The organism is Micromonospora sp. RB23 (assembly GCF_053585025.1).
On record NZ_CM132111.1, the window covers coordinates 6,105,803 to 6,120,301 of the forward strand.

The window sequence follows — 14,499 nt, forward strand, 5'->3', positions numbered from 1 at the left end:
CTCGATGTCACGTGCGACGTTAGGGGGCGTTGTGGACCAGGTGACGGAGTTCGACCGGCTCTTCCAGCAGACTCGACAGGCGTTGGCGTCGATGCGTTCGACCGGTGCGGTTCCCGATGGCCTGGACGTCGAGCCGGCACGGGGCACCGGGTCCGCGGCAGGCGGCCAGGTCGAGGTCGTGGCGGTCGGGCAACGCGTCGAGTCGGTGACGGTGGACCCCCGCGCCCTGCGGATGGGCGCCGAGATGCTCGGCGAACAGATCACCCTGGCGGTCAACGCGGCACTGGACGACCTGCGCCTCGCGGCCGGTGATGCCGCCGACGCGCCGGCGGTCGACCCGGTCGCGCTGGGCCAGCAGCTCGACGAGTTGCAGAACGAGTCGGTGCGCAGCATGGCGGCGATGACCGATGCGCTCACCGATGCCGTGCGGCGCATCCAGCAGTCAGCGAGGTGATGGCATGCCCGAGAACCTGCAGGTGCACCCGCCCGCGCTACGGCAGGGCGGCGGCCACCTGACGACGGTGGCCGAGCAGCTCGCCGCGCAGTGGGAGGCCTTACGCGCGCGGACGGCCTCGATGGGCGACATCTTCGGCGACGACGACGTGGGCGGCCTGATCGGCATGTCGTACCAGGTGGCCGAGGAGATCGCGGCGGAGTGCCTCGGGTCGGTCGTCGACGGGCTGCGCGGCTTCGGTGACGGGTTGAGCCTGATGGCCGACCAGTACGACCTGGTCGAGCAGGACAACGACGCGCAGTTCACGACGATGAGCTGGTAGGCGGGTCGATGGGGATCATGCTGCCCGGCGAGCTCGCCGGCCTGCTGAACGAACTGGGCTACACCTGGCCCAAGTCGGACGAGACGAAGATGTTCGAGCTCGGCCAGATGTGGATGGAGATGGCCGACTCGCTGCAGAACGCGGCGGCGGAGGGTACGGCGGCCGCGCAGCGGGTGCTGACCGGCAACCAGGGCGATGCGTTGACCGCGTTCCAGGAACGCTGGGAGGCCAGCGGCTCGGCGATGGCGGTGCTGCGGGACGGCGGCACCGGCGCGCAGATGGTGGCGGCGACGCTCTTCGTGTGCGCGCTGATCGTCCTCGCCCTGAAGATCAACGTGATCGTCCAGCTCATCATCCTGCTGGTGCAGATCATCCAGGCGATCGCGACGGCCGCCCCGACGTTCGGCGCTTCCCTGCTGGAGATTCCCGTCTTCAAGAAGCTCACCGACATCGTCCTGAACATGCTGATCGACCAGGCCATCGGGGTGGTCCTGGGATGACCTCTCCCCTGCCCGAGCTGTACGTCGGCGTCGACGTGGAGGCGGACGGACCGATCCCCGGGCCGTACAGCATGATTTCCCTGGGCATGGCCGTGGCGGGCCGCCCGGACCTGACGTTCTACACCGAGCTGCGTCCCATCTCCGACGAGTTCGTGCCGGCCGCGTTGGCCGTGTCGGGTCTGGACCGGGACCGCCTGCTCCGCGAGGCGCCGACCGCGCCGGAAGCGATGGCGTCGGCGGCGGCCTGGGTCAATGGGCTGCGGCGGATCGGCCGCCCGGTCTTCCTCGCCGCACCCGCAGTCTGGGACGGCATGTTCGTGCACTGGTACTTCGTACGCTTCGTCGGCCACAGCCCGTTCGGCGCCACCGGCTCCGGAGTGGATCTGCGCAGCTACTGGATGGGACTGACCGGCAGCGAGTGGGTCCAGACCCGCAAGGGCAAGATCAAGCACGAGCTGGGGCTGCACGACGTGCCGCACACCCACCACGCCGGCGAGGACGCCGCCGAGCTGGCCCAGGTCTTCGACGCCGTGCTGCGCCGTCGGCAGTCGGGTGGGTCGGCATGACCGGTCGTCGGCGGGACCTACCGGACGGGGCCACCACCGCCGCCCGGGGCATCGTGGCGCAGGCCGCCCGGAGCATGATGCGGCGGGCCGACGACGTGGCGGGCGAAGCGGCCGAGGCGGCGACCACCCGGGCCGCCCGACGGATTCCGCAGGGCTTCACCGAACGGCAGTGGACCCGGTTCGCCCGAGGCGCCCGGCAGACCCAACGTCAGGCCGGGCTCCCGGACGGCGACCTGGTCGCCCACGGCAGTCGCGTACGCGGCACCGCCCGCCCGGACTCCGACATCGACGTGGCGCTCATCGTCGACGACAAGACCTTCTTCGACCTCGCCGAACGCTCCCTGGCCCGGGCACCGGACGGGACCCGGCTGCGCAAGACGATGCTGCGCCGCATCAACGAGAACGGTCAGCTCGCCAGCTTCGACCTGGGCACCGACTTCACCCACCTGCGCCGCGAACTCATGGACACGCACGTGCCGCACAAGGTGCAGTTCTCCGTGCTGCGCCGGGGTGGCAAGTTCGACAACGGCCCGTTCCTCCCGCTCGATTGAGCGATCCGGCATCTGGCAAGGTGGCAGACGTGCAGACGACGTTGCAGTTCCTCATCATGGTCGACGGCCCGCTGACGGCGGCGGAGCTGCTCGACCTGATCCGCACCCGGCTGCCCGACGCGGTGCCCTACCGCCGGGACTCGGTCGACGTCCGGGGCAACCTGCTGGAGATCAACCCGAACGAGGACGCCGACCCGCGGCTCGCCACCACCGACGAGGACGACTACCTCTACTTCCGGTGGCGGGTGGAGCTGACTCCGATGGACAGGGCGGTCGACGAGTCGCACCAGATCGCCCTCGCCCGGGAGCTGCTGCGGGCGATCGAGGGGCCGCAGGTACGGGCGACCGTGTGCGCCGCGTTCGAGGATCGGGTCTGACCCCTCGCTACCGAAGCAGGCGGGGCACGATGACCGCCTCCCGCACACTGCCGTCCGCGCCACGGCTCACCTCGTACGCCGAGACGCCCTCGCGGTCGGCGACCGCCTCGACCAGCCGGGTCCCCCGGTACACCAGGCCGACGCCGTCGTCGGTGCAGTGGCTGGTCGGCAGCGTCCCGGCACCGACCAGCTCGTGCATCAGCGGCCGCCGCTGACTCTCGCTGTCGTAGTGCACGCCGTTGCCGTACGGCAGCCAACCCAACGCCTCGGTGTAGCCCCGCAGACGTGGGCCGAAGCTGTCGGTGGCGCCACCCACGTGCCAGCAGATCGAACCGGCGGAGACGCCGGCCAACACCACGCCGGCCTGCCAGCACTCGTGCAGGATCTCGTCCAGCCCGTGTACCCGCCAGACCGCGACGAGGTTGGCGACGCTGCCGCCGCCAACCCAGATCACATCCTGTGCGAGTAGGTGGGCTCGGACGTCGTCGACGTTCGGCATCGGGAACAGCGCCACGTGCGACAGACGGAACCGCGTGCCGGCGAACGCCCCGTAGACGGCGGTGAACGAGGTCGGCTGGTCGCCGACGGCCTGCCCGAGATAGCAGATCCGTGGCTGCGGGCCGGCGTCGGCCAACTCGGCAGCCAGCTCGAAGATTGGACCGGGACGCAGGTCGGACGGCCCTCGGTCACCACGGAAGAAGCCCATGCTGGTGGCGAGGATGGTGGGTTCGCTGGCCGGCATGCGCGATCCTTCCGTCGGTGTGGTCTGGCGTCCATCCTGCCGTAGTCGATCATTGTCCGGAATCGCTCGGCCAAGCCGTTCAGCCGGCGCGGCGTTGGCGGGGTATGAGGGCGGGCCGTGCGCTGCCCGGGTCGGCGGCGGCGCTCGACGCGCCCGAGGGAGTCGCCCGCGGATCGGGCAGACACCTCGCCGTCGTACCCCCGTCGGGAGGTTCGATCTCGGCGGCGGGCAGGTCGTCGAACGGCCGCTCGGACGCGGGCAGTTGCGCGGACGCGGCGCGGGGCAGGGTGAAGCGGTCCGCCGCCGCCGGGCCGGCGGAGATCGACTCGCGCAGCATCCAGCGCACCTCGTCGGCCGTCCAGCCCAGCCCGGTTCGAGCGGCGATCTCACCGATCAGCCGACGACCGACTGTCGTGTCGTCGTCGTAGAAACGCATGCACCAGTGGTGTGTCCACATGCCGAGCGCCCGCAGACCGGCCTCGTCGAGCGACCGGACCAGCCGGCCGCAGGCGGTGTCGGCGAACGTCCCCGCCTCGTCGGCGGACCGGTCCCGTTCGATGGCGCCGACGGCGGCCGGCGCGACGGCCCGCATCCGGCGGTAGAAGGACTGCACCACGGCGCGGGGCAGCGGCGGAATCGAGCCGTGTGTCGACGCCGCCACCCAACCCGCAACGCTCACCATCGCCGCCCCCCTTCTTGAGTTGGTGGCGAGACGTTACCCGGGACGACCGACACTTCCGGGCGAAAATCCCCCACCCCTGCCTCCTCACCTCGGTGATCAAGAGGTTCGCGTCACGGGGCACGGCGTGTCGTGACGCGAACCTCTTGATCACCGGGAGACGCGTCGGTCGCGGGCCCGGGTGGGCACAGTCAGGTCTGATTCCCGCCAGCCGGAGGCTTGAGCAGCGGGGCATCATCGATGACGTGGAGATGGACTTCGAGCGGTGCTACCGGGCGGTGGACAGTCGTGACCAGAGGTTCGACGGCTGGTTCTACACCGGCGTGACGTCGACCGGGATCTACTGCCGGCCGTCCTGCCCGGCGGTCACCCCGAAGCGGCAGAACGTCCGGTTCTTCCCGTCGGCCGCCGCCGCGCAGGGCGCCGGGCTGCGCGCCTGCCGCCGCTGCCGGCCGGACGCCGCGCCCGGCTCGCCCGAGTGGGACGTCCGGGCCGACGTGGTGGGCCGGGCGATGCGGCTGATCGCCGACGGCGTGGTCGACCGGGACGGCGTACCGGGGTTGGCCGCCCGGCTGGGCTACACCGAACGGCACCTGCACCGGATGCTGCGCGCCGAGATGGGGGCCGGGCCGCTCGCGCTGGCCCGGGCCCAGCGTGCGCAGACCGCGCGGATCCTCATCGAGACGACCGGGCTGGGGATGGCCGAGATCGCGTTCGCCGCCGGCTTCGGCAGCGTGCGGCAGTTCAACGACACGGTCCGCGAGGTGTACGCGAGTGCCCCCTCGGAGCTGCGGACCGCTCGCGGCCGCCACCTCGCGGCGCTCGGGGCGGGGACGATCACGCTCCGGCTGGCGTACCGTCCGCCGCTGCACGCCCACGCGCTGCTGGACTTCCTCGCGGTGCGCGCGCTGCCCGGCGTCGAGGAGGTACGCGACGGGACGTACCGCCGGGGGTTGCGGTTGCCACACGGCCCCGGCCAGGTGGCCCTGACCCCGGCGGACGGGCACGTGGCGGCGGCGCTGCGCCTGACCGACCTGCGCGACCTCGCGCCGGCGGTGGCCCGCTGCCGACGTCTGCTGGACCTCGACGCCGACCCGGAGGCGGTCGACGCCACGCTGGCGGCGGACCCGGCCCTGGCCCCGGCGGTGGCGGCCGAGCCCGGCATCCGTGTCCCCCGCGCGGTCGACGGTTTCGAGATGGCCGTACGCGCGATCGTGGGCCAACAGGTCTCCGTACGCTCCGCGAGAACCACCCTGACCCGCCTGCTGGCCACCCGCGTCGATCATGAAGTTGTCGACACCGGCGACGGCGTGTCGCGACAACAACTTCATGATCAACGGGCTGACCTGCGGGGTTTTCTTTCGCCGGAGGAGGTCTTGGGGATCTCGGACTCGGGGTTCGGGATGCCGGTGCGACGGCGGGAGACCCTTCGCGGGCTGGCCCGTGCCGTTCTGGACGGCACCGTGGACCTCGCGCCGGGCGGCGACCGCGCGGAGACCGTGCGGAGACTGCTCGCGCTGCCCGGGATCGGCCCGTGGACCGCCGACTACCTCGCCATGCGCGCCCTCGGCGACCCGGACGTCCTCCTCGACAGCGACCTCGCGATCCGCCGGGGCGCGGCAGCCCTCGGCCTACCCGACACGAACCTCGACGCGCACGCCGAACGGTGGCGCCCCTGGCGGTCCTACGCCACGATCAGACTCTGGAGAGCGGCATGAGCATCGACAGCACCGTCCTGACCACCCCGACCGGTCCGCTGAGCATCCTCGCCGACCGCGACGGCCAGGTCCTGGCGGCCGGCTTCACCCCCGACCCGGAGGCACTGCCGGCACTGATCCACCCGAGTCTGCGGGCGCCGGTACGGCAACGCGCCGACCTCGGACCGACCACCGCGGCCGTCCGGTCCTACCTGGACGGGGATCTCACCGCCATCGACTCGGTGCCGGTACGGCAGCACACCGGCGGCGCGTTCATGGCGTACGCCTGGCAGGTGCTGCGGGACGTGCCGCCGGGCGCGCCGGTCACCTACACGGGGTACGCGGCGCTGGCCGGACGGCCACCCGCGGTCCGGGCGGCGGCCGCCGCCTGCGCGCGTAACGCCGCGGCGCTCTTCGTGCCCTGCCACCGGGTGCTGCGTACCGACGGGAGCCTCGGTGGCTACCGCTGGGGGCTGGACGTGAAGAAGTGGCTTCTCGGTCATGAGCGGCGGTTGACGGCAAGCTGACAACTACACGGGCACCCAATGACGCTACCGTCGGGTAGTGCCTGTGGAGAGCGACGGCGACCGGGCCGCCCCGGTCGCCGCGGGCCGCCACCCCGTGCACAACCTCTGGCGGCTGCGCCGCTACCTGCGCCCGTACGCCGCCGAGTTCGCCTGGCTGCTGGTCGCCGGGCTCGCCGGCACGGCCGCCGGGATCGCCGTACCCCTGGTGGTGCAGCGCGTGGTGGACGGGCCGGTGGCCCGCCACGAGCCCGCGGGCCTGCTCCAGCTCGGTGGTCTGGCGCTGCTGCTCGGCGTAGTCGAGGCGGTGCTCATCTTCATCCGCCGGTGGGTGCAGTCGTCCTCGGCGGTGGGCATGGAGGCGGCGCTGCGCGCCGACGTCTACGCGCACCTGCAACGGCTGCCGGCCAGTTTCCACGACCGTTGGCAGTCGGGCCAACTGCTCTCCCGGATCACCAGCGACCTGTCGGTGATCCGCAGGTTCCTGTCGTTCGGTGTCTTCTTCCTGGTCCTCAACCTGACCACCTACGTGGTGGTGGTGCTGCTGCTGATCCACCTGCACGTGGCGCTCGGGCTGCTGGTCGCGGCCAGCGCCGTGCCACTGCTGCTGATCACGCGTCGGTTCGGTCGGCACTACCACACCGCGTCCCGCCGGATGCAGGACCAGCAGGGCGACGTGGCGACGCTTGTCGAGGAGACCGCGCAGGGCCTGCGCACCATGAAGGCGTACGGGCGGGGGCCGGAGTTGGCCGCCCGCTTCGCCGAGGGGGCCCGCACGCTGCACGACACCGGCGTGGGCAAGGGCCGGCTGCTGGCGAACACAGCCGCGCTGCTCGACCTGGTGCCCAACCTGACGCTGGGGGTGGTGCTGGTCGCCGGGGCGGCCGCCGCCGCGCGGGGCGCGCTCACCCTCGGAGAGCTGGTGGCGTTCGCCAGCCTCCAACTGATGCTCATCTGGCCGGTGCAGTCCCTGGGCTGGATCATCGCCAACGGTCAGGAGGCGGCCACCGCCGCCGACCGGGTCCAGGAGGTGCTGGACACTCCGCCGCAGATCGTGGACGCTCCCGACGCGCTCACGCTCAGCCGCGACGCGGTCCGGGGCCGGCTCCGCTTCGAGCGGGTCGCCTTCCGCTACCCCGGCGCGGCCACCGGCGTTCTGCACGAGATCGACCTGACCATCGAGCCGGGCGAGACGCTGGCCCTGGTCGGCGTCACCGGCTGCGGCAAGAGCACCCTGCTCTCCCTGGTGCCCCGACTGCACGACGTGACCGGCGGCCGGATCACCCTCGACGGGCACGACCTGCGGGACCTGCGGCTGGCCTCACTGCGCCGGCTGGTCGGGGTGGCGTTCGAGGAGCCCACCCTCTTCTCCATGTCGGTGTGGGAGAACCTCACCCTGGGCCGCCCGGACGCCGCCGACGACGAGGTCCGCGCGGCTCTCGCGCTGGCACAGGCCGATTTCGCGTACGACCTGCCGTGGGGCCTGGCCACCCGGGTGGGTGAGCAGGGGTTGTCGCTCTCCGGGGGCCAGCGGCAGCGGTTGGCACTGGCGCGGGCGGTGCTCGGCCGTCCGGCGCTGCTGGTGCTCGACGATCCGCTGTCCGCCCTCGACGTGCACACCGAGGCGCTGGTGGAGGCGGCGCTACGACAGGTGCTGCGGGCCAGCACCGCCCTCCTCGTGGTGCACCGGCCGTCGACGATCGCGCTGGCCGACCGCGTTGCCCTGCTCGACGGGGGACGGATCGCCGCGATCGGCCGGCACTCGGAACTGCTCGCCACCGTGCCCGCCTACCGGGCGTTGCTCGCCGCCGAGCCACCACCACCCGCGCGACCGGCGCACGCGCGAGCCGCCGAGGCACCACCCGCGCGAGCGGCGCACGCGGGAGCCGCCCAGCCACCCGGTGTGCAGCCGGCCGGCGCGCACCCGGCTCCCGTACGGGCCGCCGGGGCCGAGCCCGGGTGTGCCGGGCCGGCGGAGCCCGACACGTCCACCTCGGACGGCTGGGGGCTGGTGCGCTCGTGACGCCTCCGCAGCAGGCCGATCCGCCTCCCGATGGGGAGCCGGAGCTGGCCCGCTGGCGGGGGACGGCCACCGACCCGGAGGCCGACCGGAGCCGGGCCGAGGAGAACACCCCGGAGGCCGTGGCCCGGCTGCGCCGGCACAGCCGGGCCCTGCTGGCCGATCTGCTGCGCCCGCACCGGGGGCGACTCGCCGCCGCCGTCGGGCTGCTGCTCGCGCAGAACGCCGCCGCGATGGCCGGCCCGTACCTGGTCATGGTCGGCATCGACCGCGCCATCGCCCCGTTGCGCGCCGGGAACGCCACCCCGCTGGTCGCCGTGGCCGGGGCGTTCGCCGTCGCCGCCGGAACGGAGTACGCCGCCCGCCGCGGCTTCCTCACCCTCTCCGCCCGCATCGGCCAGGCCGTCCTGCTGGACCTGCGGCAACGGGTGTTCGGGCACTTCCTACGCCTGTCGGTGGGCTTCCACGAGCGGTACACGTCGGGCCGGATGGTGTCCCGCCTCACCAGCGATCTGGACAGCATCGCCGAGTTGGTCGACGGGGGGATCGACAGCCTGGTGCTCGCCGCCCTGTCGATCCTGTCGGTGGCCGCCATCCTGCTCTGGCTGGACCTGCCACTGGCCGCGGTGACGCTGCTCGCGTTCCCGTTCCTGTTCTGGCTCTCCCGCTGGTTCGCACGGGCGTCGGCCACCGCCTACCGGCGGACGAGGGAGGCCGTCGCGCTGGTCATCGTGCACTTCGTCGAGTCCATGCGGGGTATCCGGGCGGTGCAGACGTTCCGCCGGGAACCCCGTAATCAGCGGATCTTCGTGACGCTCGGGGACGACTACCGCCGTGCGAGCCTGCACGCGTTCCGGCTGATCGCCACGTACTCACCGGCGATCAAGTTGATCGGCAACCTGACGGTCGCGGTCGTGCTCTGCTACGGCGGGTGGCGGGTGCTCGGCGGGCGGACCGAGATCGGTGTGCTCGCGGCGTTCCTGCTGTACCTGCGACGCTTCTTCGAGCCGATGCAGGAGCTGAGCCAGTTCTACAACTCGTTGCAGTCGGCGACGGCGGCGCTGGAGAAGCTGGCCGGGGTGCTCGACGAGCGGCCCGGCGTCGCCGAGCCGGCCCGGCCGGTGCCGCTGCCGCGCGGTCCCGGCCACGGGGAGCTGACCTTCCGGGGCGTCTCGTTCGGCTACCGCGCGAACACCCCGATCCTCGCCGGACTGGACCTGCGGGTGCCGGCCGGGCAGACGGTCGCGCTGATCGGGCCGACCGGCGCGGGCAAGTCGACGATCGCCAAGCTCGTGGCCCGGTTCCATGACCCGGACGCCGGCACGGTGCTGCTGGACGGGACCGACCTGCGCGAGGTGTGCGACGCCGACCTGCGCCGCGCCGTGGTGCTCGTGACGCAGGAGAACCACCTGTTCAGCGGCACGGTGGCGGAGAACATCCGGTTCGGTCGACCGGGCGCCGACGACGCCGAGGTGCGGGCCGCCGCCCAGGCGATCGGCGCGCACGAGTTCATCGCCGCGTTGCCCGACGGGTACGCCACGCAGGTACACCGGCGCGGCGGCCGGCTCTCCGCCGGGCAGCGACAACTTGTCGCGTTCGCCCGGGCGTTCCTCGCCGACCCGACCGTGCTGATCCTCGACGAGGCGACGTCGTCGCTGGACGTGCCGACGGAACGGCTGGTGCAGCGCGCGCTCGGCACCATCCTGCGGGACCGGACGGCGCTGGTGATCGCACATCGCCTCTCCACAGTGGAGACCGCCGACCGGGTGCTGGTCGTCGACGGGGGTCGGGTCGTCGAGGACGGCCCGCCGGCCGTGCTCGCCGCGTCCGGCGGCCGGTACGCGGCCCTGCACCGGCAGTGGCGCGACTCGCTCGTCTGAGCCGCGCGCACCGGCCACGGGCGACGGCGATCGGCAACTGCGTGGCTCGGCACCCTGCTGATGCCTACGATCGGCAGATGACCGATACGGCGAGGACGGCCCGCGCCGGCGTTCCCGAGCGTCCCAGTCTGGACGGGCTCGAGGAGCGCTGGGCGCAGCGCTGGCAGGAGGAGGGCACGTACGCGTTCGACCGCTCGAAAAAGCGGGCCGACGTGTACTCCATCGACACCCCGCCGCCCACCGTATCGGGCGAGCTGCACATGGGGCACGTCTTCTCGTACACGCACACCGACACCGTCGCCCGTTACCAGCGGATGCGCGGCAAGGCGGTCTTCTACCCGATCGGCTGGGACGACAACGGGCTGCCCACTGAGCGTCGCGTGCAGAACGTGTACGGGGTGCGCTGCGACCCGGCGTTGGCGTACGACCCGGTGTGGCGGCCCCCGGCCACCCCGGTCGACGACGCCGCGCGCCGTGACCCGACGCCGATCTCGCGGCGCAACTTCATCGAGCTGTGCGAGCGGCTGACGGTCGCCGACGAGCAGGTCTTCGAGTCGCTCTGGCGGCGGCTCGGGCTCTCGGTGGACTGGTCCCTGACGTACACGACGATCGGCCGGGTGGCCCGCGCCACCAGCCAGCGGGCGTTCGTGCGGAACCTGCGCCGGGGCGAGGCGTACCAGGCGGAGGCGCCGACGCTGTGGGATGTCGGCTTCGCCACCGCGGTCGCCCAGGCGGAGTTGGAGGACCGGGAACGTCCCGGCGCGTACCACCGGCTGCGGTTCGCCGGGCCCGGCGGGCGCGAAATTCTCATCGACACCACCCGACCGGAGCTGCTGCCGGCCTGCGTCGCGCTGGTCTGCCACCCCGACGACGAGCGGTACACCGACCTGGTGGACGCGACCGTGCGCAGCCCGCTGTTCGACGTCGAGGTGCCGGTGCGCGCCCACCCGCTCGCCGATCCCGCGAAGGGCACCGGCATCGCGATGGTCTGCACGTTCGGCGACCTCGCCGACGTGACCTGGTGGCGTGAGCTACGGCTGGACACCCGGGTGGTGATCGGCCGGGACGGTCGTCTGTTGCCGGAGCCGCCGGCCGGGGTGCCCGCGGGGCCGTACGCGGCGCTGGCCGGGCAGACCGTCAACGGCGCGCGCCGGGAGATCGTCGCGATGCTGGCCGACGCGGGTGACCTGGTCGGCGAGCCGCGTCCGGTGACCCACCCGGTGAAGTTCTACGAACGTGGTGACCGGCCACTGGAGATCGTCTCCACACGCCAGTGGTACCTGCGCAACGGCGGACGGGACGCCGACCTGCGGGCGACGCTGCTGGCCCGGGGCGCGGAGCTGAACTGGGTGCCGGCGCACATGAAGCACCGCTACGACAACTGGGTGGGCGGCCTGACCGGGGACTGGCTGGTCAGCCGGCAGCGTTTCTTCGGGGTGCCGGTGCCGGTGTGGTACCGGCTCGACGACACTGGCGAGCCGGACTGGACCCACCCTCTCACGCCGGACGAGTCGGCGCTGCCGGTCGACCCGTCCAGTGACCCGGCGCCCGGTTTCGACGAGTCGCAGCGCGGACGGCCGGGCGGCTTCGTCGGTGACCCGGACGTGCTGGACACCTGGGCGACGTCGTCGTTGACGCCGCAGATCGTCGGTGGCTGGGAAACCGATCCGGAACTGTTCGCGCAGGTCTTCCCGATGGACCTCCGCCCACAGGGGCAGGAGATCATCCGGACCTGGCTGTTCGACACCGTGATCCGTTCGCACTTCGAACACGGGGTGCTGCCCTGGCGGGACACCGTGCTGTCGGGCTGGATCCTCGACCCGGACCACAAGAAGATGGCCAAGTCCAAGGGGAACGTGGTCACCCCGCTCGCGCTGCTCGAGCAGCACGGTTCGGACGCGGTGCGCTACTGGGCGGCCAGCGGCAAGCCCGGCATGGACCTCGCCTTCGACCCGGCGCAGATCAAGGTCGGTCGCCGGCTGGCGACCAAACTGCTCAACGCGTCGAAGTTCGCGCTCGGCCTGGGCGCCGCGGACGCGCTGCGCGCCGCCACGACGGCCCCGCTGGACCGGGCGATGCTCGCCGAACTGGGCACGGTGGTCAGCGCCGCGAGCAGGGCCTTCGACGGGTACGACCACACGGCCGCCCTCCAGGTGACCGAGGCGTTCTTCTGGCGGTTCTGCGACGACTACATCGAGTTGGTCAAGGAACGGGCGTACGGCACCGGAGCGGCTGCCGACTCGGCCCGGGCCGCGCTGGCCTCGGCGCTGTCGGTGCAGTTGCGGCTGTTCGCCCCCGTGCTGCCGTACGTCACCGAGGAGATCTGGTCGTGGTGGCGGTACGGGTCGGTGCACCGCGCGCCCTGGCCCACCACCTACGAGGTGGCCCGTGCGATCGAGGGAACGGGCGAGCCCGCGCTGCTGCGGCTGGCCGGGGACGCGTTGGGCCAGGTGCGGCGGGCCAAGTCGGAGCGGAAGCTCTCGATGAAGGCGGAGGTGCCGCTGGCCGAGGCGCTGGGCCCGGCGGCGCTGCTGGAGCAGCTCACCCTGGTCGCCGACGACCTGCGGGCGGCGGGCCGGATCGGCAAGCTCGACCTGCTTCCCGACCGCACCCCGGAGCTCGTGATCGCCTGCGCCTTCTGACCGGGTCCGCCGCCGCCCACCCCCCTGGGGCGGCGGCGGACCGGCCGTCACCAGCCGCGCAGGAAGCGCAGGCCGAGCAGGAAGGCCACCACGGATGGCCCGACCAACAGGGTGATCGCCTGGAGGCGGTACGGCATCCGGTGCCGGGCCAGTTCCCCCGCGTTGCCCAGCACGATGACCCCGGCGAGCATCATGAACGCGCCCCACCAGCCCGTGTCCAGGTGGATCACCCGGGCGTGCAGCAGTTGCAGGGTCACACCGAGCAGCGCGCCGGTCAGCGCGAGCAGCGCCACCGCGCGGTGCAGGCCCCGGGCCAGCGGGTGGCCCGCCCGCCAGCCGTACGTGCCCGCGACCGCCAGACAGGGCAGCACCACCAGCAGCGGCCAGCCCTTCCCCATCGCTCCGAACATCAGCAGCGCGCCCACCACGAACGCCAGCGCGCCGACGCAGGCGACGACGTACCCGGCGAAGGCGCGACCACCGCCGCGGGCCAGCAGTGGGCCGCCGCTGGCCGCGATCAGCGCGGCCGGGATGAGGATGAAGCCGGCCCACCAGTGGAACCGGCCGCTGCCCTGGGCGGCCGTCGCGACCGTCGCGGACGCGAGGCCGGCAGCGGCGAGGCTGATCAGCCACGCCCGGCTACGGCGGGAGTACGGGTCAGCCAAGGGTCTGCGCTCCGCTTCGACAGTCACGTCCACAAGCCTCGTGCGTGGGACCCGCCCGGTCCATCCGGCCAGCCCTACCCGTCGCCGGAGGGCTGGCCGGACCGTACGGCCTCAGCTCGTCTCGCCGGCCACGCTGAACGAGCGCAGGCGGTCGATCGCGAGCACGGTGAAGCCGACGCTCACCAGCACGGTCATCACGCCGGCGACCGGCACCGACACGCTGGTCTCCAGCAGCCCGCTGGGGGCGAGCCGGTCGGCGAGGGCGATCACGTACTGCTGGATGGAGAGCACCTTCGTGCCGCTGACGAAGTTACCGAGCAGTCCCTCCCAGATCAGCACGTAGACGAGCCCGAGCAGCACCGGACGCCGGGTGACGAGGCTGAGCGCGAGGAACAGCGCCGAGTACGCCAGCGCGCCGAGCGCGGACGCGGCGGCGAGCGCCAGTCCGAGGCGTACCGAATCGGCAAGCACGCCCGCGACGTAGAGCGGCACCGCGACGGTGGCCGCGGTGACGCCGGTGGCGACCGCGAGCTTCGGCAGCACGATCTGCCAGCGCGGCAGCGGCTTGGTGAGGATGTGCACGACCGTGCCGTCGTCGATCTCCGCGCCCAGCACACCCGTGCCGATGATCAGGGCCACCACCGGCAGCACCACCGCCAGGCCGAGGCCGACCAGCACCGGCGGGCCCCACTGGCGCGGGTCCACCCCCAGCGAACGGCAGAGGACGGCCAGGCCGAGCAGCACCAGCGGCAGTGGGAGCAGCAGCAGGAACCGCCGCCGGCCGAACAGCCCGCGCGCGGTGATCCAGGTAATGGTCGACATTCTCAGCCTCTTTCGTTCGTGACTGCGGGGCTCACTCGCTGCGCTCGTTCACTCCTCG

At 72.7% G+C, this 14,499-nt stretch carries 14 protein-coding genes and 1 pseudogene; 11 read left to right on the top strand and 4 right to left on the bottom strand.

Annotated elements, in window-relative coordinates; all coding sequences use genetic code 11:
• Positions 1-31 precede the first annotated feature (31 nt).
• From ACTFTM_RS27800 to ACTFTM_RS27825, 6 genes are read left to right on the top strand one after another with little or no spacing between them, the layout of a single operon-like run.
• Positions 32-454, top strand: coding sequence for a YbaB/EbfC family nucleoid-associated protein (locus ACTFTM_RS27800; RefSeq protein ID WP_449563335.1), 423 nt, complete (start codon positions 32-34; stop codon positions 452-454).
• Between the two features lie 4 nt (positions 455-458).
• Entirely contained in the window at positions 459-776 is a 318-nt protein-coding gene (locus ACTFTM_RS27805; protein ID WP_433535646.1) for a WXG100 family type VII secretion target, read from the top strand.
• An 8-nt stretch (positions 777-784) separates the two neighbouring features.
• Positions 785-1,276, top strand: coding sequence for a WXG100-like domain-containing protein (locus tag ACTFTM_RS27810; protein ID WP_449563336.1), 492 nt, complete (start codon positions 785-787; stop codon positions 1,274-1,276).
• A complete protein-coding gene (locus tag ACTFTM_RS27815; RefSeq protein ID WP_449563337.1) occupies positions 1,273-1,842 on the top strand; it encodes an exonuclease in 570 nt (189 codons plus the stop codon). Before ACTFTM_RS27810 ends, ACTFTM_RS27815 begins: the two co-directional genes overlap by 4 nt.
• On the top strand, positions 1,839-2,393 hold the full coding sequence (locus ACTFTM_RS27820) for a nucleotidyltransferase domain-containing protein (protein WP_449563338.1): 555 nt from the start codon (positions 1,839-1,841) through the stop codon (positions 2,391-2,393). The genes ACTFTM_RS27815 and ACTFTM_RS27820 overlap by 4 nt, the downstream gene beginning before the upstream one ends.
• 29 nt (positions 2,394-2,422) lie before the next feature.
• Positions 2,423-2,770 (top strand): hypothetical protein, encoded by a 348-nt coding sequence (locus tag ACTFTM_RS27825; RefSeq protein WP_449563339.1) that lies wholly within the window; start codon positions 2,423-2,425, stop codon positions 2,768-2,770.
• Positions 2,771-2,777: 7 nt separating this feature from the next.
• On the opposite strand, the gene ACTFTM_RS27830 is transcribed toward ACTFTM_RS27825, so the two are convergent.
• Positions 2,778-3,512 carry a Type 1 glutamine amidotransferase-like domain-containing protein gene (locus tag ACTFTM_RS27830; RefSeq protein WP_449563340.1) on the bottom strand — a complete coding sequence of 245 codons (735 nt, stop codon included), beginning with the start codon at positions 3,510-3,512 and terminating at the stop codon, positions 2,778-2,780.
• A 202-nt stretch (positions 3,513-3,714) separates the two neighbouring features.
• A pseudogene (locus ACTFTM_RS27835) lies at positions 3,715-4,194 on the bottom strand (hypothetical protein); the annotation flags it as partial.
• Between the two features lie 242 nt (positions 4,195-4,436).
• On the opposite strand from ACTFTM_RS27835, the gene ACTFTM_RS27840 reads away from it, so the two are divergent.
• The 5 genes from ACTFTM_RS27840 to valS all read left to right on the top strand — a co-directional run bounded on the left by ACTFTM_RS27840 (position 4,437) and on the right by valS (position 12,954).
• Positions 4,437-5,909, top strand: a complete 1,473-nt coding sequence (locus ACTFTM_RS27840; protein ID WP_449563341.1) for a DNA-3-methyladenine glycosylase 2 family protein — start codon at positions 4,437-4,439, stop codon at positions 5,907-5,909.
• A complete protein-coding gene (locus ACTFTM_RS27845) occupies positions 5,906-6,415 on the top strand; it encodes a methylated-DNA--[protein]-cysteine S-methyltransferase (RefSeq protein WP_449563342.1) in 510 nt (169 codons plus the stop codon). Before ACTFTM_RS27840 ends, ACTFTM_RS27845 begins: the two co-directional genes overlap by 4 nt.
• A 37-nt stretch (positions 6,416-6,452) precedes the next feature.
• Entirely contained in the window at positions 6,453-8,435 is a 1,983-nt protein-coding gene (locus ACTFTM_RS27850) for an ABC transporter ATP-binding protein (RefSeq protein WP_449563343.1), read from the top strand.
• A complete protein-coding gene (locus ACTFTM_RS27855) occupies positions 8,432-10,312 on the top strand; it encodes an ABC transporter ATP-binding protein (RefSeq protein WP_449563344.1) in 1,881 nt (626 codons plus the stop codon). The genes ACTFTM_RS27850 and ACTFTM_RS27855 overlap by 4 nt, the downstream gene beginning before the upstream one ends.
• 77 nt (positions 10,313-10,389) lie before the next feature.
• Complete coding sequence (valS, locus tag ACTFTM_RS27860; RefSeq protein WP_449563345.1) at positions 10,390-12,954, top strand: valine--tRNA ligase; 2,565 nt, start codon at positions 10,390-10,392, stop codon at positions 12,952-12,954.
• A gap of 47 nt (positions 12,955-13,001) precedes the next feature.
• On the opposite strand, the gene ACTFTM_RS27865 is transcribed toward valS, so the two are convergent.
• Positions 13,002-13,646, bottom strand: coding sequence for a hypothetical protein (locus ACTFTM_RS27865; protein ID WP_449563346.1), 645 nt, complete (start codon positions 13,644-13,646; stop codon positions 13,002-13,004).
• An 84-nt stretch (positions 13,647-13,730) separates the two neighbouring features.
• Positions 13,731-14,441, bottom strand: coding sequence for an ABC transporter permease subunit (locus tag ACTFTM_RS27870; RefSeq protein ID WP_449563347.1), 711 nt, complete (start codon positions 14,439-14,441; stop codon positions 13,731-13,733).
• Positions 14,442-14,499: the final 58 nt, after the last annotated feature.